Origin of the sequence: Rhizobium halophilum (genome assembly GCF_021648825.1) — a bacterium.
Classification (GTDB): Bacteria; Pseudomonadota; Alphaproteobacteria; order Rhizobiales; family Rhizobiaceae; genus Neorhizobium; species Neorhizobium halophilum.
Map to the genome: position 1 here is coordinate 39810 of NZ_JAKJHS010000007.1, position 24171 is coordinate 63980.

Annotated in this window: 16 protein-coding genes, 3 tRNA genes and 1 pseudogene; 16 read left to right on the forward strand and 4 right to left on the reverse strand. The window is 62.0% G+C overall.

Annotation, left to right across the window (positions count from 1 at the left end):
- Window positions 1–11: 11 nt before the first annotated feature.
- Window positions 12–1769 carry a gamma-glutamyltransferase gene (ggt, locus tag LXM96_RS14080; protein ID WP_239999201.1) on the reverse strand — a complete coding sequence of 586 codons (1758 nt, stop codon included), beginning with the start codon at window positions 1767–1769 and terminating at the stop codon, window positions 12–14.
- Window positions 1770–1873: 104 nt separating this feature from the next.
- Entirely contained in the window at window positions 1874–3127 is a 1254-nt protein-coding gene (locus LXM96_RS14085; protein ID WP_239999202.1) for a GGDEF domain-containing protein, read from the reverse strand.
- Window positions 3128–3448: 321 nt separating this feature from the next.
- Here LXM96_RS14085 and clpP point away from each other — a divergent pair, with 321 nt between their 5' ends.
- The 5 genes from clpP (at window position 3449) to LXM96_RS14110 (ending at window position 11246) form a co-directional block, all read left to right on the forward strand.
- Window positions 3449–4081: an ATP-dependent Clp endopeptidase proteolytic subunit ClpP gene (gene clpP / locus LXM96_RS14090; RefSeq protein WP_239999203.1), complete on the forward strand. Its 633-nt coding sequence runs from the start codon at window positions 3449–3451 to the stop codon at window positions 4079–4081.
- Between the two features lie 271 nt (window positions 4082–4352).
- On the forward strand, window positions 4353–5630 hold the full coding sequence (clpX, locus tag LXM96_RS14095) for an ATP-dependent Clp protease ATP-binding subunit ClpX (RefSeq protein ID WP_239999204.1): 1278 nt from the start codon (window positions 4353–4355) through the stop codon (window positions 5628–5630).
- A 358-nt stretch (window positions 5631–5988) separates the two neighbouring features.
- Window positions 5989–8406: an endopeptidase La gene (gene lon, locus LXM96_RS14100; RefSeq protein WP_239999205.1), complete on the forward strand. Its 2418-nt coding sequence runs from the start codon at window positions 5989–5991 to the stop codon at window positions 8404–8406.
- Between the two features lie 201 nt (window positions 8407–8607).
- Window positions 8608–8886: a DNA-binding protein HupB gene (gene hupB / locus LXM96_RS14105; RefSeq protein ID WP_239999206.1), complete on the forward strand. Its 279-nt coding sequence runs from the start codon at window positions 8608–8610 to the stop codon at window positions 8884–8886.
- A gap of 164 nt (window positions 8887–9050) precedes the next feature.
- The gene (locus LXM96_RS14110; RefSeq protein ID WP_239999207.1) at window positions 9051–11246 is read left to right on the forward strand and encodes an esterase-like activity of phytase family protein; all 2196 of its coding nucleotides are present in this window, start codon (window positions 9051–9053) and stop codon (window positions 11244–11246) included.
- A gap of 69 nt (window positions 11247–11315) precedes the next feature.
- Here LXM96_RS14110 and LXM96_RS14115 read toward each other — a convergent pair whose 3' ends face one another.
- A complete protein-coding gene (locus LXM96_RS14115) occupies window positions 11316–12302 on the reverse strand; it encodes an aldo/keto reductase (RefSeq protein WP_239999208.1) in 987 nt (328 codons plus the stop codon).
- A 109-nt stretch (window positions 12303–12411) separates the two neighbouring features.
- Here LXM96_RS14115 and LXM96_RS14120 point away from each other — a divergent pair, with 109 nt between their 5' ends.
- Both LXM96_RS14120 and LXM96_RS14125 read left to right on the forward strand, forming a co-directional pair.
- Window positions 12412–13647 carry a metallophosphoesterase family protein gene (locus LXM96_RS14120; protein WP_239999209.1) on the forward strand — a complete coding sequence of 412 codons (1236 nt, stop codon included), beginning with the start codon at window positions 12412–12414 and terminating at the stop codon, window positions 13645–13647.
- Window positions 13647–17090 (forward strand): ATP-binding protein, encoded by a 3444-nt coding sequence (locus LXM96_RS14125; RefSeq protein ID WP_239999210.1) that lies wholly within the window; start codon window positions 13647–13649, stop codon window positions 17088–17090. The genes LXM96_RS14120 and LXM96_RS14125 overlap by 1 nt, the downstream gene beginning before the upstream one ends.
- A gap of 208 nt (window positions 17091–17298) precedes the next feature.
- Here the strand turns inward: LXM96_RS14125 and LXM96_RS14130 are convergent.
- Window positions 17299–17374 (reverse strand) — tRNA-Val (locus tag LXM96_RS14130).
- Between the two features lie 258 nt (window positions 17375–17632).
- Here LXM96_RS14130 and LXM96_RS14135 point away from each other — a divergent pair.
- The 9 genes and pseudogenes from LXM96_RS14135 to LXM96_RS14175 all read left to right on the forward strand — a co-directional run bounded on the left by LXM96_RS14135 (window position 17633) and on the right by LXM96_RS14175 (window position 24136).
- Window positions 17633–17709: transfer RNA gene (locus tag LXM96_RS14135), tRNA-Asp, on the forward strand.
- 61 nt (window positions 17710–17770) lie between these two features.
- Window positions 17771–17847: transfer RNA gene (locus LXM96_RS14140), tRNA-Asp, on the forward strand.
- 439 nt (window positions 17848–18286) lie between these two features.
- The gene (locus tag LXM96_RS14145; protein ID WP_239999211.1) at window positions 18287–18652 is read left to right on the forward strand and encodes an NADH-quinone oxidoreductase subunit A; all 366 of its coding nucleotides are present in this window, start codon (window positions 18287–18289) and stop codon (window positions 18650–18652) included.
- A complete protein-coding gene (locus tag LXM96_RS14150; protein WP_239999212.1) occupies window positions 18643–19224 on the forward strand; it encodes a NuoB/complex I 20 kDa subunit family protein in 582 nt (193 codons plus the stop codon). The genes LXM96_RS14145 and LXM96_RS14150 overlap by 10 nt, the downstream gene beginning before the upstream one ends.
- Before the next feature lie 16 nt (window positions 19225–19240).
- A complete protein-coding gene (locus LXM96_RS14155; protein ID WP_239999213.1) occupies window positions 19241–19843 on the forward strand; it encodes an NADH-quinone oxidoreductase subunit C in 603 nt (200 codons plus the stop codon).
- A 74-nt stretch (window positions 19844–19917) separates the two neighbouring features.
- A complete protein-coding gene (locus LXM96_RS14160; protein WP_239999214.1) occupies window positions 19918–21108 on the forward strand; it encodes an NADH-quinone oxidoreductase subunit D in 1191 nt (396 codons plus the stop codon).
- Between the two features lie 74 nt (window positions 21109–21182).
- Window positions 21183–22088, forward strand: a pseudogene (nuoE, locus tag LXM96_RS14165) (NADH-quinone oxidoreductase subunit NuoE); the annotation flags it as partial.
- Window positions 22089–22217: 129 nt separating this feature from the next.
- Window positions 22218–23522, forward strand: coding sequence for an NADH-quinone oxidoreductase subunit NuoF (gene nuoF / locus LXM96_RS14170; RefSeq protein WP_239999216.1), 1305 nt, complete (start codon window positions 22218–22220; stop codon window positions 23520–23522).
- A gap of 5 nt (window positions 23523–23527) precedes the next feature.
- Complete coding sequence (locus LXM96_RS14175; RefSeq protein WP_239999217.1) at window positions 23528–24136, forward strand: 5' DNA nuclease; 609 nt, start codon at window positions 23528–23530, stop codon at window positions 24134–24136.
- The last annotated feature ends 35 nt before the right edge of the window (window positions 24137–24171 follow it).

Here is a 24171-nt window from a genome sequence, read left to right on the forward strand (position 1 = left end):
AGAGCGTCCGACTACTCCCCGAGCGCCACGCCCTCGCGCCTCGGGTCGGCACTGCCGGCAAGGCCGTCTGACGTTAGCTCAACTACGTGGATACCGGAGGTCATGTCGCCGAGCTTCACCTCGTAGCCCAGTGCCTTGAGCGGCTCGGCGAGATCTTCCGCCCAGGTGCCGGCTTCTAGGTCGTAGGTACCGAAGCGGTTGACGAGATGCGGCATGGCGACGATCTCCTCGACCGGCATCTGCCAGTCGATGTAGGCAATGAGCGCCTGGGCCACATAGCCGATGATCTGGCTGCCGCCGGGCGAGCCGATGGCGAGAAGTGGCTTGCCGCCCTTCATCACGATCGTCGGCGACATGGAGGAGCGCGGCCGTTTCCCAGGCTCCACACGGTTGGCGACCGGTACTCCGGCATTGTGGGTCTTGAAGGAGAAGTCGGTCAGCTCGTTGTTGAGCAGGAAGCCGTTCGTCATCAGCCGCGAGCCGAAGCCGTTCTCGATCGTGGTCGTCATCGAGACGACATTGCCCTGCACGTCGACGATGACGAAATGGCTGGTCGATGGAAGCTCGATCGCTTCGCCGTCGCCGAAGAGGAGCGCGTGATCCCAGGTCGGCTTGCCGGCCGTCACGGCGTCCTCAGAAAGTGCCTTGTCGGTATTGAGCAGGGACGCGCGGTCCGACAGGTACTCCTTTGCAAGCAGACCTTTGATGGGAGCCGGTACGAAGTCGGTGTCGGCGAGATAGCGCTCGCGATCGGCGAAGGCGAGGCGCTGCGCGTCGCCGATCAGCCGCCAGCTTTCCGGGTTGCGTGGCCCAAGACCGCGGAGGTCGAAGTTCTCCAGTACGCCCAGTATCTGGCCTACGGCGACGCCGCCCGAGGACGGCGGTCCCATGCCGCAGATGTCGAGCGCCCTGTAAGTGATGCAGACGGCCTCGCGCTCCTTGATGCGATAATTTGGCAGATCCGAGAGCGAGAGGACGCCTGGGTTGCCCGTCGCCTCCCGTACCGTCTTGACGATTGCCTCGGCAATGGCGCCCTCGTAGAAAGCGTCTGCGCCGCCTGCGGCGATCGCTCTCAATGTCTCGGCATAGGGCTCGTTCTTCAGAACACTACCGACCTTCAGCGGTGCGCCGGCCTCGTCGAAGAAGTAGCTCGTGGTGCTCTCATAGGTCTTCAGCTTGTCGCCTTCTGCTGCGACGAGCGAGGCCAGCCGTGGCGACACCTCGAAGCCCTCGGAGGCCAGCTTAATGGCTGGATCGAATAGGCTGGACCACTCGGACTTGCCGAGCCGGGAATGAACCTCGTGCAGCAGTTTCACTGTGCCAGGCGTTCCGACCGAGCGCCCGCCGACGACCGCCTCCATGAACTTCAGCGGCTGTCCCTGGTCGTCGAGGAAGAGCTTCGGCGTCGCCTCCATCGGGGCCGTTTCGCGCCCGTCGAATGTGGTGATCTTGCCGGCGGATGCGTCGTAGTAGACGAGAAAGGCACCGCCCCCTAGACCCGAGCTCTGGGGTTCGACGAGACCGAGCACTGTCTGCACCGCCACCATGGCGTCGATCGCGTTGCCGCCCTTGGCGAGCACCTCTTGCCCTGCCTTTGCCGCAAGCGGATTGGCGGCAGCGACCAGGAAGCGCTCGGCTTCCACCCGCTTCGCTGTCGCAGAGGCGGTTGCGCGCTCCGGCGCCACCGCGTCGGAAGCCTGCTGCGCCGAAAGTGGTGCGGCAGAAAGGAAAAGGCTCAGAACGATTCCAGAAATGCGCATCGAAGTCATGTCGCGCTCCCGCCGCTTGCTGCCGACCTTTGGTCGGTCGAGCTGACCGTTGATCCTTGGAGGATGTGGCGCGCTGCTTCGGGCGGGCAAGAGGTGACAGGCGCTCAGCTGTTTCCGACCACCGTCAACCGCCGCAGCGCCGCAACCTGTTCGCTTGCCTGGATTTCGAGCGCCATCTCCTGCCGCGTCAGCATGGCTGCGGAGGGCACGACTGTGATCGAACCACCGTCCTCGACGGCAGTGCGGTTCCTGCCGGCCGCCTTGGCCGCGTAGAGAGCGTGATCGGCGGCACTTAGAAGCTGGTCAAGATCAGCATTGATTGCGGGCTGCAGGGCGATGCCTGCGCTGACCGTGACGCTGAAGCGGTGCTCCCCCGCGGCTATGGTTTGCAGGGCCAGTGTCATCCGCAGCCCTTCCGCGATAGTGGCGGCTTCTATCAAGTCGGAAACACGTAGGACACAGGCAAATTCCTCGCCCCCCATTCGGCCGAATGCACCACGCGGCGCCAGCGATATCGAAGCAAGACGGGAGAAGGCAATCAGAACTGCATCGCCTGTCTGGTGGCCGTATCTGTCGTTGATGTCCTTGAACTTGTCTATGTCAAAATGCAGCAGGGCGATGAGCGGCTTTTCCTCTTCTACGGCCGTCCGGATTGTCTGGAACTCGTCGATCAGGCCGCGCCGATTGAAGATCCCGGTCAGCGGATCCGTCGACGCGAGCGCCTTCAGCCGTTCCTCGGATCGCTCGGTCATCATCTGCGCTCCTGTCAGCACCGCGGCGACGAAGCAGAAGGCCCCGGGCAGCAGCACGAAGGCGGGGGAAGGCATGGTCGAGAAGGAGGTTGCGACCGACACTGCAGCCATGGCCGCATTCGTGAGGCTGGAGACGATGTGGATGCCGAGAACCCCGGCCAGCAACCGTCTCGCCCAGGTGCGCCCGCTATGGACGTGCAGGACGATGGCGATGAATATCGCAAAGCCGATGCTGGCGGCGACGTTGTAGAGGATAACCCTGGCGCTGAAGTTCTCGCGGATGACGGGAAGAAGCATTCCGCCGACCCAGATCAGGGCAGGAATGGCAATGAAAGGGTCTATCCGTTTCCCATCGAATTGTTGCATGCCGCCGATCAGCAGCCCGATCGACGCGAGCAGCATCGTGTTGGCGATCTCGACCGACAGGAATGTAGCGATTTCCCCTCGCAGGCCCACCAGCAGCAATCCGGTGGCGAGGAGGGCGAAAGCGGCACTCCAGCTCAACTTGAACATCTGGCTGCGGTCACGCATCCACCATATGAAGAGAAGGAGGCTTAGCGTAGCCGCCTGTGCCGCCCAGATCACCAGACCGGTCAAGATGTCCATCTTCAAGATCCCTTCAGCCTCTGCGCCGCCACCTTTAGCCATCACTGTTTAAGGACGCGTTGCCGTAGCGGCCGTTTGGCCGCGCTCCGCGTTCAGATCTGGTTCACCACATACCGAGAGAAAGCTGTGGTGAGTGGCGTTTGAGCGGCCGTGCAGGCGACATGCAGCGGCAGGGTTGGTTAGAAGCGATACAGCTTCCGCAGTTAAGGATAACGCCGCCGCCGTCTTGAAGTGCCGGGTGTTGACACTCTATGTAGGAGTTGACCTATTCCATCTGATTCTGGGCCTTTCGGCTCCGGAAAAGCGTGACAAAGGACTGACATGAGAAATCCCGTCGATACTGCCATGGCTCTGGTGCCGATGGTCGTTGAGCAGACCAATCGCGGTGAGCGGTCGTACGACATCTATTCGCGCCTCCTGAAGGAGCGCATCATCTTCTTGACGGGGCCGGTCGAAGATCACATGGCGTCGCTTGTCTGCGCGCAGCTTCTCTTCCTGGAGGCGGAGAACCCGAAGAAGGAGATTGCCCTCTATATCAATTCGCCTGGTGGCGTAGTGACGGCAGGCATGGCGATCTACGACACCATGCAGTTCATCCGGCCCGCAGTATCGACACTGTGCATCGGTCAGGCTGCGTCCATGGGGTCGCTTCTCCTCGCAGCCGGCGCCAACGGCATGCGCTTCGCGACACCGAATTCCCGCATTATGGTGCACCAGCCTTCGGGCGGTTTCCAAGGGCAGGCATCGGACATCGAACGCCACGCTCGTGACATATTGAAGATGAAAAGGCGCCTCAACGAAGTCTATGAAAAGCACACTGGACGGACTTACGAGGAAGTTGAAAAGACCCTCGACCGTGACCACTTCATGGATGCCGACGAGGCGAAGGAATGGGGCGTCATCGACAAGATCCTCACCTCGCGCGAGGAACTCGAAGGCGGCCTGAAGACTTAAACGGATGCCGATATCCATCGCCTGTCACCCCTATGTTACAATAGGTGGGGTTTCACGGGCAGAGGAAAGCGGTATTAGTGACTGTTAATGCTGTGTAGAGCTTTGCTGCATAGCATTTGTGTGAGGGTTTCGTTGCCGCCGATCAGGAGAGGTGTCCGAACGGTAGAGTACCTCAGGCAAAGCCGGCGCGTCCTATGGTGTGGCTCACGCGTCGGCGATTAAGTGGACCGCGCCCGGCGACGGGAGAGCGGAGTGCTGGAAGGAAAGTGATATGAGCAAAGTCAGCGGCAGCAACGGCGGCGACTCCAAGAATACCCTTTATTGTTCGTTCTGCGGCAAGAGCCAGCACGAAGTCCGCAAACTGATTGCCGGGCCGACAGTGTTCATCTGCGATGAATGCGTTGAACTCTGCATGGACATCATCCGCGAAGAGAACAAGTCCTCGATGGTGAAGTCGCGCGACGGCGTGCCGACCCCCCAGGACATCATCAAGGTTCTCGACGAATACGTCATCGGCCAGCAGCAGGCCAAGCGCATCCTTTCGGTTGCCGTGCACAACCACTACAAGCGGCTGGCACACGCATCCAAGGGCGGCGACGTTGAGCTGGCGAAATCGAATATCATGCTGGTCGGGCCGACCGGTTGCGGCAAGACCTATCTTGCGCAGACATTGGCCCGCATCATCGATGTTCCCTTCACGATGGCCGATGCCACGACGCTCACCGAAGCCGGTTACGTCGGTGAAGACGTCGAAAACATCATCCTGAAGCTCCTGCAGGCGGCGGACTACAACGTCGAGCGTGCGCAGCGCGGCATCGTTTATATCGACGAAGTCGACAAGATCTCGCGCAAGTCTGACAATCCCTCGATCACGCGCGATGTCTCCGGCGAAGGCGTGCAGCAGGCGCTTCTGAAGATCATGGAAGGTACCGTGGCTTCCGTGCCGCCGCAGGGTGGTCGCAAGCATCCGCAGCAGGAATTCCTGCAGGTGGACACGACCAATATCCTGTTCATCTGCGGTGGCGCATTCGCCGGGCTCGACAAGATCATCTCCGCTCGCGGCGAGAAGACGTCGATTGGCTTCGGCGCTACGGTCAAGGCTGAAGACGATCGCCGAGTCGGCGAGGTCTTGCGCGAACTGGAGCCGGAAGACCTGGTCAAGTTCGGCCTCATCCCGGAATTCATTGGCCGTCTGCCGGTTCTGGCGACGCTCGAAGACCTCGATGAGGACGCGCTGATCCAGATCCTGTCGGAGCCGAAGAACGCGCTGGTGAAGCAGTATCAGCGCCTGTTCGAGATGGAAGACGTGGAACTGACGTTCCACGAGGACGCACTTCGCGGGATTGCACGCAAGGCGATCACCCGTAAGACGGGTGCCCGTGGTCTGCGCTCGATCATGGAGAAGATCCTGCTCGACACGATGTTCGAGCTTCCGGCGCTGGAGGGTGTGCGCGAGGTGGTGATTTCGGACGACGTCGTGAACGGCAGTGCCCGTCCGCTCTACATCTACGCGGATCGCCAGGAAGAAAAAACGAACGTCTCTGCCTGACGTGAAGCAGATGTGTTCAGCAAAAGAGGCCCTCGGGCCTCTTTTTTGCGTTGTGGGAGTGCCTTGGTCGAATCAACGTCGCCAGACGTGCATGTTGTGCTTCGCGCAAGGCTGGTATGAGGTTATGGATAAGGTTTAGGATTCGGCGAAGCAGGGTCCGGCCGAACGCCGCGATCAAGCCCAGTCTTCCGTGTCTCGCGTACTCGCGTTTTGGTCTCCAAACAGGTGCCGCACCCGGGACGGCACGGCTTGAGAGGCTTGAAATCATCACTGTCACACTCCACTTGGGGATCAAGTGGATACCCCGGCAGCTTGGCCTGGGACGGGTCCCGGAAACGGGATTATGAAAGGAAGAAGAATGACGAATTCAACGTCTGACGCAGTTGGCGAAACCTTCCCGGTGCTGCCCCTGCGTGACATTGTGGTCTTCCCACATATGATTGTGCCCCTGTTCGTTGGACGCGAGAAGTCCATTCGTGCGCTGGAAGAGGTCATGGGGTCGGACAAGCAGATCATGCTGGTCACCCAGATCAATGCCGGCGACGATGATCCCGAGCCTTCGGCGATCTACAAGGTCGGCACGGTGGCGAATGTCCTGCAACTGCTGAAACTGCCCGATGGCACCGTCAAGGTTCTCGTGGAAGGGCGCGCGCGCGCAAAGGTCTCGGAATACACCGACCGTGAAGAATTCTATGAGGCCAAGGCATCGGTGCTGGATGAGCCGGACGAAGATGTCGTTGAGGTCGAAGCTCTGTCGCGCTCGGTGGTTTCCGAGTTCGAGAACTACGTGAAGCTCAACAAGAAGATTTCTCCGGAAGTCGTTGGCGCCGCAAGCCAGATCGAGGATTATTCCAAGCTGGCCGACACGGTCGCGTCGCACCTGTCTATCAAAATCACCGACAAGCAGGAGATGCTGGAAACGGTGAGCGTGAAGGGCCGCTTGGAAAAGGCGCTGGGCTTCATGGAGGGCGAGATCTCCGTCCTGCAGGTGGAAAAGCGCATCCGTTCGCGCGTCAAGCGCCAGATGGAGAAGACCCAGCGCGAGTACTACCTCAACGAACAGATGAAGGCGATCCAGAAGGAACTCGGCGACGGCGAGGATGGCCGTGACGAGATGGCCGAACTGGAAGAGCGCATCGCCAAGACGAAGCTTTCGAAGGAGGCCCGCGAGAAGGCGGATGCCGAAATGAAGAAGCTTCGCCAGATGAGCCCGATGTCGGCGGAAGCCACGGTCGTGCGCAACTATCTGGACTGGCTGCTGTCGATCCCGTGGAGCAAGAAGTCGAAGATCAAGACCGACCTCAACAATGCCGAGAAGATCCTCGAGCAGGATCACTTCGGCCTGGAAAAGGTCAAGGAGCGCATCGTCGAGTATCTTGCCGTTCAGGCACGGGCTACGAAGATCAAGGGCCCAATCCTCTGCCTCGTCGGTCCTCCTGGCGTCGGCAAGACCTCGCTTGCCCAGTCGATTGCCAAGGCGACCGGCCGTGAATACGTGCGCATGGCGCTCGGTGGCGTCCGTGACGAAGCCGAGATCCGCGGTCACCGCCGCACCTATATTGGCTCGATGCCCGGCAAGGTCATCCAGTCGATGAAGAAGGCGAAGAAGTCCAACCCGCTCTTCCTTCTCGACGAGATCGACAAGCTCGGCCAGGATTATCGCGGCGATCCGTCGTCGGCTCTTCTGGAAGTGCTTGATCCGGCGCAGAACTCGACGTTCATGGACCATTACCTGGAGGTCGAATACGATCTGTCGGATGTGATGTTCATCACGACGGCGAACACGCTGAACATCCCGGCACCGCTGATGGACCGCATGGAGATCATCCGGATCGCAGGTTACACGGAGGACGAAAAGCGTGAGATCGCCAAGCGTCACCTTTTGCCGAAGGCGATCAAGGAGCACGCGTTGCAGCCAAACGAGTTTTCGGTTTCCGACGATGCCCTGATGGCGGTGATCCAGCAGTACACCCGTGAAGCGGGCGTGCGTAACTTCGAGCGCGAACTGATGAAGCTTGCCCGCAAGGCGGTGACCGAGATCATCAAGGGCAAGACCAAGACGGTGGACGTGACGGCCGCCAACATCCACGACTATCTGGGTGTTCCGCGTTTCCGCCACGGCGAAGCCGAGCGCGAGGATCAGGTCGGTGTCGTCACAGGCCTTGCCTGGACGGAGGTCGGCGGCGAGTTGCTGACGATCGAAGGCGTCATGATGCCCGGCAAGGGCCGCATGACGGTGACCGGCAACCTGCGTGACGTGATGAAGGAATCGATCTCGGCCGCGGCTTCCTATGTCCGCTCCCGTGCTGTCGACTTCGGCATCGAGCCGCCGCGGTTCGACAAGTCCGACATCCATGTGCATGTGCCGGAAGGTGCGACACCGAAGGATGGTCCCTCGGCCGGTGTTGCCATGGCAACAGCGATCGTTTCGATCATGACCGGGATCCCGGTCGACAAGAACATCGCTATGACGGGTGAGATCACTTTGCGTGGCCGCGTCCTGCCGATCGGCGGTCTTAAGGAGAAGCTGCTTGCAGCACTTCGTGGTGGCATAAAGAAGGTTCTGATCCCGGAAGAGAACGCCAAGGATCTGGCTGAGATTCCGGACAATGTGAAGAACAACATGGAAATCATCCCTGTCTCTCGCATGGGTGAAGTGATTGAGCATGCGTTGATCCGCAAGCCTGAACCCATTGAATGGGACGGCTCCATCGAGACGCCGGTTGTCGCCACCGTTGAAGGAGTTGACGAGACAGGGAGCACCATCGCCCACTAAGGGTTGTGCTTTCGGTCATGCCAAATTGGCACGATCCCCAAAAAGCCGGCGGAAAAGCCGGCTTTTTTTGTGAAAATGAAGCGAGACCCCTTGTTTTTCGGGCTTTCTGAGCGCTTGTGACTTGCGAAGGTTCGATGGGGACTTAATGTCGGACCCGATTTAACTTGAGTCGTTTCAATACCGTTTGAAAGGGGTGGAAACATGAACAAGAATGAACTGGTTGCCGCAGTTGCGGAAAAGGCTGGCCTCTCCAAGGGTGATGCCGCTTCGGCTGTTGATGCTGTATTTGACACTGTTCAGTCTGAACTGAAGAATGGCGGCGATATCCGCCTTGCCGGTTTTGGCAGCTTCTCCGTTTCCCGTCGCGAAGCATCGAAGGGCCGCAATCCGTCGACCGGCGCCGAAGTTGACATCCCGGCACGTAACGTGCCGAAGTTCTCGGCCGGCAAGGGCCTGAAGGACGCAGTCAACAACAAGTAAGCTTTGCCGCTTGTCGTCTTGGAAGGCCCGGAGTTGTCCGGGCCTTTTTTCGTTCTGGTGGCGGTTCTTTTTCAGCGGCGCCTAACCTGAGCGGGGTGTCATCTCTCTGTCACGCATGTGCCGCACAAGCGCCCTTGTTCGCTTCATGGACAGGAGGGTTTCTCATGAGAATTTCCGTACGCGCCGCACTGACTGCGGCATTGCTTGCTTCCGCTGCACTTCCCGCATCCGCCGAGCCGGTCTTCAATCGTATCGCGTCGTTCCCCGTCGCTTCCAACCTGCCGACCGGCGAGGAAAAGCTGACGCCGACATCGGCCGAGATCATCACAGCGTCCGAGGACGGTAACACGCTGATCTACTCCGACAGCCCGCTTGGCGGCATCGGCTTCGTCGATATCACCGATGCCAGCGCGCCAAAGGCTGCCGGCGCGCTGATGATGGATGGCGAACCGACGTCCGTCACCGTTGCCGGTTCCAAGGTTCTGGTTGCTGTCAACACGTCCGAAAGCTTCGTGAAGCCGTCAGGCAAATTCGTTGTCGTGGATGTGGCATCGAAGTCGATCGAAGCTAGCTGCGATCTGGGTGGACAGCCCGACTCGGTCGCCATCTCCGGCGACAAGAGCTTTGCAGCGATCGCGATCGAGAACGAGCGCGACGAAGATCTTAACGACGGCGAAATCCCGCAGATGCCTGCCGGCGACCTGGCGATCATCACGCTGAAAGACGGCGTAGCGGATTGCGGTTCGATCAAGCATGTCGACGTGACCGGTCTTGCCGATGTAGCAGGTGACGATCCGGAGCCGGAATTCGTCTCCATCAACAGCCTCGGCGAAATCGCCCTGACGCTGCAGGAGAACAACCACATCGTCATCATCGACGGCAAGACGGGCGAAGTGAAGACCCACTTCTCCGCCGGCACGGTCGATCTCGACGGCGTCGACACCAAGTCGGACGGTGCGCTGAAGTTCACCGGCAAGCTGGAAGCTGTTGCACGCGAGCCGGACGCCCTGAAGTGGCTGGACGACGACCGTTTCGTGATCGCCAACGAAGGCGACTACAAGGGCGGATCGCGCGGCTTCACGATCTTCGACAAGACCGGCAAGGTGCTTTACGAATCCGGCCCGTCGCTCGAGCTGGCAATCGCCCAGATCGGTCATTTCCCGGACAAGCGCGCCAAGTCGAAGGGCGTCGAGCCTGAAGGCCTGGAAGCCGCGACCTTCGGCGACCAGAAGTATTTCTTCGTGATGGCCGAGCGCTCGTCGATCGTTGCCGTCTACAAGGACACCGGCGCCGAGCCGGAACTGGTGCAGCTGCTGCCTTCCGGCATCTCGCCGGAAAGCGCCATCGCCATCCCGGCCCGCAACCTGCTGGCGACCTCCAACGAGGCCGATCTCGGTGAAGATGGCGGCGCCCGTTCGCACGTCATGCTTTACGAACTGGCGGAAGGCGAAGCAGCCTATCCCATGATCCAGTCCGCCATGGTCGACGGTGCGCCGATCGGCTGGGGTGCACTGTCCGGTCTCGTCGGCGATGCCGAAAAGGCCGGCACGCTCTACGCCGTCAACGACAGCTTCTACGGCGCGCAGCCGACGATCTTCACGATCGATGCGACCCAGAAGCCGGCCATGATCACCTCGGCGCTTCCGGTGACCCGCGGTGGTGCCGCGGCGCAGAAGCTCGACATCGAAGGCATTGCGCTCGACGGCAAGGGTGGGTTCTGGCTAGCCTCCGAAGGCGACCCGGCCAAACTCACCGGCCACGGCATCTACAACGTCGATGCCAAGGGCGCGATCAAGTCGGAGATCGGTTTCCCGGTCGAACTGCTCGCAGGCCAGACCCGCTTCGGCCTCGAAGGCATCACCTCCGTCGGTACCGGCGATGACATGACGCTCTGGATGGCCGTCCAGCGCGAGTGGAAGGACGACGATAAGGGCAGCGTCAAGCTGATCTCCTACAAGCCTTCATCCAAGGAATGGGGTGCCGTCCGCTATCCGCTCGAAAAGACAGAGAGTGGCTGGATCGGCCTGTCGGAAATCACCGCCCGTGGCGATTACGTCTACATCGTCGAGCGCGACAATCAGATCGGCGACAATGCCAAGCTGAAGAAGCTCTATCGCGTTGCGATCGCCGACCTGAAGCCCGGCAAGATCGGCGAGGAACTGCCCACGGTCACCAAGGAAGAAGTTCATGACTTCCTGCCGGACCTGAAGGCCGCGACCAACGGCTACGCCGTCGATAAGCTGGAAGGCTTTGCCTTCGACGCCGCCGGCACGGCTTATGCGGTCACCGACAATGACGGGGTCGACGACTCTTCGGGCGAGACCCTGTTCTGGCAGGTCCCACTCAACCTCACGAACTGAGGCGAATGGATGAAACGAAAAGGCCGGCGGCAGACCCGGCCTTTTCTCTTGCTTCCGCAGTTTATGGCTTTACCAGCGCTGGTGGACGTGCGGCGCGACCAGCCGCGCATAGATCTCCTTGGTCGCCGTCATGACGTCGTCGGAGATAGCCGCAAGATCGGCAGCCGCCGCATTGGATCGCGCCTGCTCCGCATTACGCGCGCCGGGGATAACGACAGTGACGGCCTCGTTCATTAGGATCCACTTTAGCGCAAAGGCGGCCATGGCGTTGCCTTGTGGCACCAGCTTGCGGACCTCTTCGACCGCCTGGAGACCAACTTCAAAAGGCACTCCTGCGAAGGTCTCCCCAACATCGAAGGCTTCCCCATGCCGGTTGAACTGGCGGTGGTCGTCGGCTTCGAAGCGGGTATCCTTGGTGATCTTGCCGGACAGCAGGCCGCTCGCAAGCGGGACGCGGACGATGACGGCTACGTTCTTGCGCCTGGCTTCCTTGAAGAAGAGGTGTGCCGGGCGCTGGCGGAAGATGTTGTAGATGATCTGGATGCTGACGACGTCGGGATACTCGATCGCCTTTACGGCTTCCTCGACCTTCTCGACGCTGACGCCGTAGTTGCGGATCTTGCCGGCCTTGCGCAGCTCGTCGAGCGCCCCGAAGACCTCTGGTCGGTAGAGAACCTCCGTCGGTGGGCAGTGGAGCTGGACGAGATCGAGACTGTCGACGCCGAGGTTCGTGAGGCTGCGGTCGATGAAGCTCTCGAGATTCGCTTTGGTGTATCCTTCGGCATTGTGAGGGTTGAGGCGCCGCCCAGCCTTGGTTGCTACCATCGGTCGGCTACCGCCGCGACCTTCGAGCACGCTGCGGATGATCCTCTCCGAGCGCCCGTCACCATAGACATCGGCCGTGTCGATGAAGGTCACGCCGGCGTCGAGCGCGGCATCGAGCGCCGCGCGTCCCTCAACCTCGCTGACATCACCCCATGAACCACCAATTTGCCAGGCGCCGAAGCCGATCTCGCTCACGGTGAAGGATGCGCGGCCGAATGCATGCTCTCTCATTATCTTCCTCCTGATGCCTATCCACAGGCCTGTCCGGTGGGTGCTTTCGCCATGCCCGCCAATTGCCTAGAAGTCCTGCTCAGGTGACATAACAAAAGCAAGCGATTCGATGTCCTCCTTCTCCTTCGTCCATGCTGCAGACCTCCACCTCGGCAGTCCTTTCCATGGGCTGGCGATGAAAGACGCTGGGGTGGCGGAGTTGTTCATGGAGGCGAGCCGCAAAGCTTTCACGGCACTCGTCGATCAGGCGATCGAAAGGCAGGTCGATTTCTTGCTGGTTGCCGGCGACGTCTATGACGGCGACTGGAAGGACAACAAGATCGGCCTCTTCTTCAACCGGGAAGTGGCGCGGCTGGAGAGGGCAGAAATCCCGGTCTTTCTCCTCAAGGGTAACCACGACGCCGAAAGTGTGATCACGAAAACGATCACCCTGCCGAAGAATGTGCGCGAGTTTCCCGTCAACAAGGCCGGCACCTTTACGCTTGACCACCTGAAGGTGGCGCTGCACGGACAAGGGTTTGCCGAGCGATCTGCGACGGACAACCTGGCGTTGGCCTATCCGCCGGCAAAGCCCGGCTGGTTCAACATCGGCGTGCTGCACACCTCCCTGACGGGGCGCGAGCCGCATGCACCCTATGCCCCTTGTTCGGTGGATGACCTGCGCTCGCGCGGTTACGACTATTGGGCGCTCGGCCATGTGCATGACCACGAGGTCGTGGCAGAGGACCCCTATGTCGTCTTTCCCGGCAACCTGCAAGGTCGCAGCATCCGCGAGCAGGGTGCCAAAGGGGCAGTGGTGGTGACCGTTGAGGACCGGCGGATCAGCCTCGAGCGGATCATCACCGACAGCGCGCGCTTTGCCGAGAAGACGGTGATGGTTGAGCCGGAGGACGACCTGCCGGCGATCCTGCGGCGGATCGAGGCGGCCTTGGAAAACATCGCCGAAGCGATGGAGGGACGCCCTCTGGCGTTGCGCATCCGCCTGGCGGGAACGAGCCGCCACCGTCGCGAACTCCTGGCGCGCGCGCAGGATTTTCGCGACGAGGCGCAGGCCGCCTGCCATCGCTGCCATGAGGACATCTGGCTGGAGAAGGTCGAGGTTCGCGTCGAGGACGTCAGGACGGTCGCAGCCGGCGCATCCGCCCCCCTGGGGCTCGACGGACTGCTGTCACTGGATACGTTTCCGCCGGAGCTTCTGGCAGAGGCGGAGGCGAAGGTTGCGGAGATCGCCGTCCGGCTTCCCGGCGGCCTCGGCGCACAGGACCGGGCGCTGGGCGAGGATGCCGAAACACTGTTGGCCGAAGCACGGGAGCTTCTGCTTGGCCGTGCGGGAGGCGCCCCCTAGTGCGCTTCGACCGCCTCGACATCCTGCGCTATGGCGCGCTTACCGACCGCAGCCTTGCGTTTCGCCCGGATGCGCGACTGCACATCATCTACGGCCCCAACGAAGCCGGAAAATCCTCCGCACTGTCGGCGATCTCCGACCTTCTGTTCGGCTTCCCCACCGCCGCCCAGTACAGCTTCCAGCACGACCCCGCGAGCTTGAGGGTCGGCGCCGCGATCGCAGCGCGCGATGGAGCCCGGCTCGCTTTCCGCCGCCGGCGTGGTCGCAAGAGCACGCTTCTGGCCGCGACGGATGCGGAGGAGGCGTTGCCGGACGATATTCTGACGCCGTTCCTCGGCACGCTCAGCCGCGATGTCTTCGAGCGGGCGTTCGGGCTAAACTCGGCATTGCTCAGGGCCGGCGGCGAAAGCATGCTGAAGAGCGGCGGCGAGATCGGCAGCCTGTTGTTTTCCGCCGCCTCCGGCCTCACCGGACTTGCCGACATGCGCAAGAGCCTGGAAGCCGAGGCCGACGCGATCTATGCGCCGCGCAAGTCCAAGGACCGGCTGTTCTACCAGGTGCTCGACGCACACGACGAGGCGCGGCGGGCCGAGCGCGACAACGAGCTGAAGTCCGGCGACTGGAAAAAGCTGATCGCCGAACAGACGGAGCTTGAAACGGAATTGGCCGCCGTACTTTCTGAGCGGCAGGAAACGCGGCGTGCGCTCGACCGGCTGCGCATGCTGCAGCGGCTCGATCCGATCATCCGCGAGATCGACCGCGAGCGCGAACAACTGGCGCAATACGAGTGGCTGGCGGGTCTTCCCGCCGAGTTCGAGCGACAGCTCGCCGCGCTCCTGGAGCGTCGGCGGGAAAACGAGGCCGCGCGTCGGCGGGGCGAGGCGGATCTGGCGCGCCTGCGCGACGATATTGCCGCCGTTCACGTCAATGATCCGCTGCTTACGGCCTCCGCCGCCATCATGGCCGCCCACGCGGATAAGGGCGTCTACGAGAAGGCACGCGTCGATATCGCTCGCGTGCGGGCCGAAGTGGAGGAGTTCGACCAGCGCCTGGCGAAGGCGGCCCGCGGTCTGGGGCTCGCCGGCACCGCCGAGCTGGAAAGCCGTCAGCCACCGGATGCCGATCTCGCTCGCCTGCGCGCGCTGGTGGAGGAGGGGACCGGTCTCGACCGCAGCCTGCGTAATGTGCGGGAGCGGATGGAGGAACAGCACGAGGCGCTGAGGCGGATGCAGCTGGGCCGCGAAGCGCGGCGCGCGGTCGATCCCAAGCCCTGGGCGGACCAACTGGCAGCGCTGCAGCCCGACCTCGCGGAACTGCAACGCACGGAAACCCTGCAGGTCAAGCTGAACCGTGCAGAGGCGGACCTCGCGGCGGCCGTCGGGCGGCTCGATCCGCGTGTTGCCGACATCCGCGCACTGGCGTCAGCCCCGCTGCCGGAGGCGGCGGAGCTTTCGAATCATCGCCGGCTGATCGACGAGGTCAAAGGGGAAGCCAAAGCCGCAGCGGCGCGTGTGGGTGCGTTGGAAGAGGAAGACGGGAAGCTCCGGCATCAGCTGGAGGCGCTGGAAGGTGCCGGGCGCATCGTCTCGCGTGAGGACATTGCGGCGAGCCGATCGGAGCGTGACGGCATGCTGGCGAGCCTTCGGGAGGCTCCGGAGCCCGCAGGCTTCGATCGCCTGGCCGCGGGCATCACCAAGGCCGACCGGCTGGCGGATGCGGCGCTGGCGGATGCCGAGCGTGTCAGCCAGCATGCGCAGCTGACGCTGCGGAGGGGCGAGCTGGAGCAGGCCCTGAAGACGGCACGGGGCGAGGCGAGGCAGGCCGATATCGCACTGTCTGATGCCCTGACGGATTACGAAGATGCCTTCCGTGCCTCCGGCATCCGCCCCTCCGCTCCCGAGCGGATGATCGAGTGGCGCCGGGCTGTGGAGGAGGGCTTTCGCCAGCTGCGCGAGATCGACCTCCTGCGCGACGAACTGGAAGCGCTGCGGCTGAAGGAAGAGAAGGCGCGGCCGGCACTGCTTGCGCTCGCCGATGCCGTGGGGCTGGCGGCCGTTGCCCTACCGACGGTCGCGATCGGCCGGGGGCTGGAGCGCAAGCTTGGCGAGATTGGCCAGGAATGGACCGACAGCCGCGCCGGCGAAACCAAGCGGGCCATGGCAGAGGAGGAAGTTGCGCGGCTCGCGGAACGCGAACTCGCCCTTCTCGACGAGGTCGCCCGCTGGCACGGACAGTTCGCTGCGGCGGCAGTTGCGGTCGGTTTGTCCGAAGATGCCGATCCAGCGATGGCGATTGCAGCACTTGAGGCGTGGCGCAGCGTGCCGGACCTGCTCGACGAGCGCCAGAACCGCCAAAGACGAGTTCGCGGCATGGCGCGTGACATGGAAGCCTTTGAGGAGGCGGCCCAGAAGCTTGTCGCCTCCGTGGCACCGGACCTCGTCGGTGTTCCGGCCGATGTCGCGACGGGCCTGATGCACGAGCGGATGTTGGCGGCAACGGCGGAGAACAAGCACAGGGCGGCGCTTTCCGCTGACCTCGAGCGCGTCGCGCTCTCGCTCACGCGGCTTGGCGCGGAGGAGAAGGAACTGGCGGCGGAAGCCGAAGACATTGCAGCGCGTCTTTCGAGACCGGTGGAGGAGCTGCCGCGGGTGCTTGAGGACCTGCGCGAGCGGCACCGGCTGGAGGGCGGCCTGAGGCAATGCCGGGAGCGGTTCACCGAACACGCGGATGGGACATCGGAGGAGGACGTCCGGGCAGCACTCGAAGGCTTCGACCGGGTGGCCGCGGGGCTCGAGGTCGAGCGGCTCGACCAGGAGGACGCGCAACTCGTGGACCGCGTCTCGGACCTGCGCGCCGCCCGGGCCGACAACGAACGCCGCCGGCGAGACCTCGAAACCGGAATCGGGGCCGAGCGCGCGGTCTTCCAGAAGCTGGCGGCCGAAGCCGAGGCGAGAGACCTGGCCCGCCGCTGGGTGGTGCTGAAGCTCGCCGCAAGCCTGCTCTCCTCCTCCATGGAGAGCTATCGCGAGCGCCAGGCCGATCCGGTGATGAAGCGGGCAGGTGAGCTGTTTTCCAACCTGACCGGCGGCCGTTTCACGCGCCTCCTGCAAGTTTATGACGAGCGCGACGAGTTGCAGCTGGCCGTGGAGCGCCAGACGGGCGAACAGGTGCCGCTGCCAGGGCTCAGCGAAGGCACCGGCGACCAGCTCTATCTCGCACTGCGCCTGGCCTTCCTGGAAGACTACTGCCGCCGCAACGAGCCGGCGCCGCTGGTGCTCGACGACATTTTTCAAACCTTCGACGACGAACGCACTGCCGCCGGCCTGCGCACACTGGCCGCTGCCGGTGAGACCCACCAGACGCTGCTGTTCACCCACCAGATGAGCGTGGTGGAGACGGCGAAGCGGGAACTGGGGGATGGTGTGGATGTCGTGCGGTTGTGAGGGGACTATTAGGCCCACACGCAGATCGGTCCGGTTGCGAGCCTTATCACGAGTGTGGACAGCATGTCGCTTTTGTTGCCCCGCCGCATTGCAAGACGGCTGTGACGTCAACAAAGTCCAGGGGTTGAAAGTGTGGCGGTATTTGTGGCGGCGGAAAGCGCCAGCGTCTGCTAACTCGCCGCAAGCGTTTGATTTCATTGAGAAAAAATGGTGGGCGATGAGAGACTCGAACTCCCGACATCCTCGGTGTAAACGAGGCGCTCTACCAACTGAGCTAATCGCCCTTTCGCGTCGCGGAGCATGTCCGCCGCGTCGGTGGGCGTGATCTATGCGGATCGCGGAGAAACCGCAAGAGGCTTTTGCGGAAATTTCGAAAAATTTGGTAGTTGAAGGCGGGGAAACGTGGCGCGCCGGGGAAAGGCGAGGGGGTTCATCCTTTTGTCTTGAATGTTGCTTGACACCTGTTCGCGAACCTCTTAGTTAGCCGCTCAACCGAGGCGGTCGAGGCTGCTCCGGCGAGGGTCTTGGCCCTTACGAAATGCGCGGGTGTAGCTCAGTTGGTTAGAGTGCCGGCCTGTCACGCCGGAGGTCGCGGGTTCGAGCCCCGTCACTCGCGCCATTCGTATCCTCGAACTCTTCCGATGTTCCCCGGAATGTTGGATCGCCGCAAGGCATCATGCGCGGGTGTAGCTCAGTCGGTTAGAGTGCCGGCCTGTCACGCCGGAGGTCGCGGGTTCGAGCCCCGTCACTCGCGCCACTTCTTCATTGTTTCCGATCAGTTCCTGTCAGGGATACGGCGCTTTAGCGTTGTCTAAAATATTTGTTGCCTGCTCTTGCGGTGGATTTCCGGTGGCTTAAATGGGGGCTACGATCCACTGCGGCTGAGGATCGACCGTTTCCCCTGGCTCTTGCCGGCAGTTCCCTGTCTGGGCGCCGGCGCAATCACGTTATTGCAGGTATGGTCTCGTTTCTTCGTGCGGTTTTTGCCGCTCCGGTAGTGCGTTTGCGTGTGCCTTGTGATTGTCCTGCGACCTTATGTGCACCTGTGCCATTTCGGCACGGAACCGCGAGTCTAAATGTCTTGCGCCGAAGCGTGGGCTGGGGTAGTCACGGGCCAATTGCAATGCACGTTCGCTTTGCCCGCGCATTGCTGATTGAGCGCCGCTCGGCGCTTACGGCAAGCAGGATCGCTCAATATGACTGAACTACTCAGTTCCTACCTTCCGATCGCAATCTTCATCGGAATCTCGCTGGTGATCGGGCTGGCTCTGCTGATTGCCCCCTTTGCGGTTGCCTACAAGGCGCCCGATTCGGAGAAGCTTTCAGCTTATGAATGCGGCTTCAATGCGTTCGACGACGCGCGCATGAAGTTCGACATCCGATTCTACCTCGTGTCGATCCTGTTCATCATCTTCGATCTGGAGGTCGCCTTCCTCTTCCCATGGGCACTGTCCTTCGGTGAGATCGGCTGGTTCGGCTTCTGGTCCATGATGGTGTTCCTGGCCGTGCTCACGATCGGCTTTATTTACGAATGGAAGAAAGGAGCGCTGGAATGGGAGTAGTCGATAGCGGCAACACCCTCGTTGCGCCACAACCTAAGGGCATCATTGATCCCGCGACCGGCAAGCCGGTCGGCAGCGATGACCGCTTCTTCGGCGAGATCAACAACGAGCTCGCCGACAAGGGCTTTCTCGTCACCTCAACCGACGAGCTGATCACCTGGGCCCGCACGGGCTCGCTGATGTGGATGACCTTCGGTCTCGCCTGCTGCGCCGTAGAAATGATGCACATGTCGATGCCGCGCTATGATGCCGAGCGCTTCGGCTTTGCGCCGCGCGCTTCACCGCGCCAGTCCGACGTTATGATCGTTGCCGGCACGCTGACCAACAAGATGGCGCCAGCACTGCGCAAGGTCTACGACCAGATGCCGGAGCCGCGTTACGTCATCTCCATGGGCTCCTGCGCCAACGGCGGCGGCTATTATCATTACTCGTATTCGGTGGTGCGAGGCTGCGACCGTGTGGTGCCTGTGGACATTTATGTTCCGGGCTGTCCCCCCACGGCAGAGGCGCTGCTTTACGGCGTGCTTCTTCTGCAGAAGAAGATCCGCCGCACCGGCACGATCGAGCGCTAAGGGCGAGGACCAGATCATGAGCGAAGCCTTGAGAGACCTCTCGGCCTATATCGCGGAGATGCATCCCGAACTGGTGCAGTCCTCGGATTTTGCCTTCGGCGAACTGACGCTAACGGCAGCGCCGGAAAACATCGTCGCGTTGCTGACCTTCCTGCGTGACGACGTGCAGTGCGCCTTCGTCAACTTTGTCGATATCTGTGGCGTTGACTGGCCGCAGCGCGAGAAGCGTTTCGACGTCGTCTACCACCTCCTGTCGCTGCGCCAGAACACGCGCATCCGTATCAAGGTGATGATCGGCGAGGACGAAGCGGTGCCATCGGCATGCGGCGTCTATCCAGGCGCGGATTGGTTTGAGCGTGAAGCCTGGGACATGTACGGCATCCTGTTTACCGGTCACCCGGACCTGCGCCGTATCCTGACGGACTATGGCTTCGAGGGGCATCCGCTGCGCAAGGACTTTCCGACCAGCGGCCTGGTGGAAGTCCGATACGACGATTCGGCAAAGCGGGTTGTGTACGAGCCCGTGGAGCTTCGCCAGGAATTCCGAAGCTTCGACTTTCTCTCACCCTGGGAAGGCACTGACTATGTGCTCCCGGGAGATGAGAAGGCGAAAGTCTAGAAATCGGCGCCTCGGCGCCGTCGCTGCTTTTCATTCCGCCGTTCGGCTTAGCCGCTCGGCATGGAGCTGACAGAATGAACGAACACAACGTCCGCAACTTCAACATAAACTTTGGTCCGCAGCATCCGGCCGCGCACGGCGTGTTGCGTCTTGTGCTGGAACTGGACGGCGAGATTGTCGAGCGCGTTGATCCCCATATCGGTCTTTTGCACCGAGGCACCGAAAAGCTGATCGAGACGAGAACCTATCTCCAGGCGCTGCCGTATTTCGACCGTCTGGACTATGTTGCGCCGATGAGCCAGGAGCATGCCTACTGCCTGGCTGTCGAAAAGCTCCTCGGCATCGAAATCCCGATCCGGGGCCAGTTAATCCGCGTCCTGTACTCCGAAATCAGCCGCATCAAGTCGCACCTGCTTAACGTGACCACGCAGGCGATGGACGTCGGTGCCTTGACGCCTCCGCTCTGGGGCTTCGAAGAGCGCGAGAAGCTGATGGTATTCTACGAGCGTGCCTCCGGCTCGCGCATGCACGCGGCGTATTTCCGCCCCGGTGGCGTCCACCAAGACCTGCCGCCGGAGCTGGTGGAGGATATCGGCGCGTGGTGCGACCCGTTCCTGGGGACGCTGGACGACATTGACGAGTTGCTGACCGGCAACCGCATCTTCAAGCAGCGCAATGTTGATATCGGCGTCGTCAAGCTGGAAGACGCCTTGGCGTGGGGCTTTTCCGGCGTGATGGTGCGTGGCTCAGGTGCGGCCTGGGACCTGCGCAAGTCGCAGCCGTACGAATGCTACGCGGACATGGACTTCGATATCCCGATCGGCAAGAATGGCGACTGTTTCGACCGTTATCTGATCCGCATGATCGAGATGCGCGAGTCGGTGAAGATCATGAAGCAGTGCGTCAACCGCCTGCTAGGCGACGCCAAGGTCGGCGCGGTCTCGTCGCTGGACGGCAAGGTCGTGCCGCCGAAGCGTGCGGAGATGAAGCGCTCGATGGAGGCGCTGATTCATCACTTCAAGCTCTATACGGAAGGTTATCACGTGCCGGCCGGGGAGGTGTATGCGGCCATCGAGGCACCGAAGGGTGAGTTTGGTGTCTATCTCGTGGCCGATGGCACTAACAAGCCCTACCGCCTGAAGATCCGGGCGCCGGGCTTTGCCCATCTGCAGGCGATGGACTTCATGTGCCGCGGGCATCAGTTGGCGGACGTGTCGGCGATCCTCGGCTCGCTCGATATCGTGTTCGGCGAGGTCGACCGCTGATGACTTGCGTCCCGGCTTCAACAGGCGCTGCGGCAGGGCAGTGTGGATCCAAGACTGATAAGGCGTAACAAAGAATGTCCGTTCGTCGACTAGCCGAAGACAATGTGCAACCGGCATCGTTCGCCTTCACCGAGGAGAACGCCGCCTGGGCCGAAGCGACCATCCGCAAGTACCCGCAAGGGCGCCAGCAATCGGCAGTGATCCCGCTGTTGATGCGGGCACAGGAGCAGGACGGCTGGGTCACGCGGGCGGCGATCGAATTCGTCGCGCAGAAGCTCGACATGGCGTTCATTCGCGTACTGGAAGTGGCGACCTTCTACACCCAGTTCCAGCTGAAACCGATCGGCACCCGCGCGCATATCCAAGTCTGCGGTACAACCCCCTGCATGTTGCGGGGCGCCGAGGACCTGATCAAGGTGTGCAAGTCCAGGATCAACCCCAATCCGCTTGAGCTCAACGAGGACGGCACGCTGAGCTGGGAAGAGGTCGAGTGTCAGGGCGCCTGCGTCAACGCGCCGATGATCATGATCTTCAAGGACGCCTATGAAGACCTCACGCCCACGCAGCTGGAGCATATCATCGACCGCTTCCACGCCGGACGAGGGCATGAGATCACGCCCGGCCCGCAGATAGATCGCCTTGTGTCTGCCCCGGTTGGCGGTCCGACGACGCTGACGGAAGACACCAAGCCGGCCCGTCCGAATCTAGAGCCGGCGCCGAGCACCGATGAAGCCGGTTCGCCGGGTCCCATGGCGCCCACCGATGCAGGGCGTGCCAAGGACACGGCGGAAGAGGCTGATCCATCAATCAAGACGCCGCTGACGGACAAGGCTGGTGCCAAGAAGCGTGTGAAGACGGCGCAGGAGCAGCCCCTTTCGGCGACGGCTTCGACACCAAAGCCGGACAAGAAAAGCGCCGGCGCTGCCGTTGAAGGCGCACCGCCGGAGCCGGGGGCGGTTTCTGGCGATGCCAAGCCGAAGCGGACACGGAAGAAGACGACGCCGGAAGGCGACGCGTCGTAAGGAATGCGAATTTTTGTGCGGCCTCCGCTTTGGTCGCATGATGCATAGCAACGGCCGGCAGATGTCGGCGGACCGGTGGAATAGATCATGCTAAAAGATCAGGATCGCATCTTTACCAATATCTACGGCCTTAAGGACAAGTCCCTGAAGGGCGCGATGAGCCGTGGGCATTGGGACGGCACCAAGCAGATCCTCGAAAAGGGCAGGGACTGGATCATCGACGAGATGAAGGCTTCGGGCCTGCGCGGGCGTGGTGGCGCCGGCTTCCCGACCGGTCTCAAGTGGTCCTTCATGCCGAAGGAGTCCGACGGGCGCCCGCACTACCTCGTGGTCAACGCCGACGAATCCGAGCCCGGCACCTGCAAGGACCGCGACATCATGCGCCACGATCCGCATACGCTGATCGAGGGGTGCGTGATCGCGAGCTTCGCCATGGGTGCGCATACGGCCTACATCTATGTCCGTGGCGAGTATATCCGCGAGCGCGAGGCGCTGCAGGCGGCGATCGACGAATGCTATGATGCCGGCCTTCTCGGCAAAAACAACAAGCACGGCTGGGACATGGACATCTATGTCCACCACGGCGCCGGCGCCTATATCTGCGGCGAGGAAACGGCACTGCTCGAAAGCCTCGAGGGCAAGAAAGGCCAGCCGCGTCTGAAACCGCCATTCCCGGCGAACATGGGTCTCTACGGCTGCCCGACCACCGTCAACAACGTCGAATCGATTGCAGTGGCTCCGACCATCCTGCGTCGCGGCGCCGGCTGGTTTTCTTCCATTGGTCGCCCGAACAACGTCGGCACCAAGCTGTTCATGGTGTCCGGCCACGTCAACAAGCCCTGCACCTTCGAGGAAGCCATGGGCCTATCGTTCCGCGAGATCATCGAGCGTCACTGCGGCGGTATCCGCGGTGGCTGGGATAACCTTCTTGCCGTGATTCCAGGCGGCGCTTCCTGTCCGGTCGTTCGCGGCGAGGATATGGCCGATGCGATCATGGATTTTGACGGGATGCGGGAGGTGAAGTCCTCCTTCGGCACCGGCGGCATGATCGTGATGGACAAGTCGACGGACATCATCAAGGCGATCTGGCGCATTGCCGCCTTCTTCAAGCATGAGAGCTGCGGGCAGTGCACCCCATGCCGCGAAGGCACGGGCTGGATGATGCGGGTGCTCGAGCGCATGGTTCGCGGTAACGCGCAGAAGCGCGAGATCGACATGCTGTTCCAGGTGTCGAAGCAGATCGAGGGCCACACCATCTGCGCCCTGGGTGATGCGGCTGCCTGGCCGATCCAGGGGCTGATCCGTAACTTCCGTCCCGAGATCGAGGCGCGGATCGATCGCTACACGCACAACGCGCTGGCGGGTGGTGCGGTGATGGAAGCAGCGGAGTAGGAAGATTGCCCAAGTCGGTGAAAGAACAGCAGAACGAAGCAGCGACGGTGAAGCCGGCGACAGCTCCCGGCCATGTTGATTTCGCCGACACGCTGACCAGCAATCCGCTACTGGTGCAGTCGACGGCCGCCATGGCCGCCGCGACCGCGGTCGGTTTAAGCATCGCCGGCCAATTCGCAGGGGCCTTCTTCGGTGCGCTACAGGGTGCGCTAGAGGCGCAGAGGCGCGTTTCCGGTGACGCCGATGCGGAGGTTGCGCCCTCTCGTCCGGCACCAAGGGAAGAGCTTGCGGCAGCGCCGTCTGCTCCGGCGAAGCCGCAGGCGAGGACGAGACGCAAGCCAGTTGGACAGCAGGCGCCGGCAGCCGCCAAAGCGGGTGGGACGAAACCGACAACCCGCCGGTCGGCCAAGACTGTTGCCAAGGATAACCTGAAGCAGATTTCGGGCGTGGGACCGAAGTTGGAGAAGGTCTTGAACGAGAATGGCATCACGGCACTGAGCCAAATTGCAGCCTGGAATGAGGCGGAAGTCGCCAAGCTCGACAAGCTACTGGGGCTGGACGGGCGGATCGGTCGTGATGATTGGGTTGGTCAGGCCGGAAAGCTGGCAAAGTAAGGATTTATCTCCGGCCCAAGGCCGCGGGATTGAGC

Bases quoted from the DNA above. Each gene is read 5' to 3' on its own strand.
- ggt (WP_239999201.1), bottom strand. From the start codon at position 1,769: ATGACTTCGATGCGCATTTCTGGAATCGTTCTGAGCCTTTTCCTTTCT.
- LXM96_RS14085 (WP_239999202.1), bottom strand. From the start codon at position 3,127: ATGGACATCTTGACCGGTCTGGTGATCTGGGCGGCACAGGCGGCTACG.
- clpP (WP_239999203.1), top strand. From the start codon at position 3,449: ATGAGAAATCCCGTCGATACTGCCATGGCTCTGGTGCCGATGGTCGTT.
- clpX (WP_239999204.1), top strand. From the start codon at position 4,353: ATGAGCAAAGTCAGCGGCAGCAACGGCGGCGACTCCAAGAATACCCTT.
- lon (WP_239999205.1), top strand. From the start codon at position 5,989: ATGACGAATTCAACGTCTGACGCAGTTGGCGAAACCTTCCCGGTGCTG.
- hupB (WP_239999206.1), top strand. From the start codon at position 8,608: ATGAACAAGAATGAACTGGTTGCCGCAGTTGCGGAAAAGGCTGGCCTC.
- LXM96_RS14110 (WP_239999207.1), top strand. From the start codon at position 9,051: ATGAGAATTTCCGTACGCGCCGCACTGACTGCGGCATTGCTTGCTTCC.
- LXM96_RS14115 (WP_239999208.1), bottom strand. From the start codon at position 12,302: ATGAGAGAGCATGCATTCGGCCGCGCATCCTTCACCGTGAGCGAGATC.
- LXM96_RS14120 (WP_239999209.1), top strand. From the start codon at position 12,412: ATGTCCTCCTTCTCCTTCGTCCATGCTGCAGACCTCCACCTCGGCAGT.
- LXM96_RS14145 (WP_239999211.1), top strand. From the start codon at position 18,287: ATGACTGAACTACTCAGTTCCTACCTTCCGATCGCAATCTTCATCGGA.
- LXM96_RS14150 (WP_239999212.1), top strand. From the start codon at position 18,643: ATGGGAGTAGTCGATAGCGGCAACACCCTCGTTGCGCCACAACCTAAG.
- LXM96_RS14155 (WP_239999213.1), top strand. From the start codon at position 19,241: ATGAGCGAAGCCTTGAGAGACCTCTCGGCCTATATCGCGGAGATGCAT.
- LXM96_RS14160 (WP_239999214.1), top strand. From the start codon at position 19,918: ATGAACGAACACAACGTCCGCAACTTCAACATAAACTTTGGTCCGCAG.
- nuoF (WP_239999216.1), top strand. From the start codon at position 22,218: ATGCTAAAAGATCAGGATCGCATCTTTACCAATATCTACGGCCTTAAG.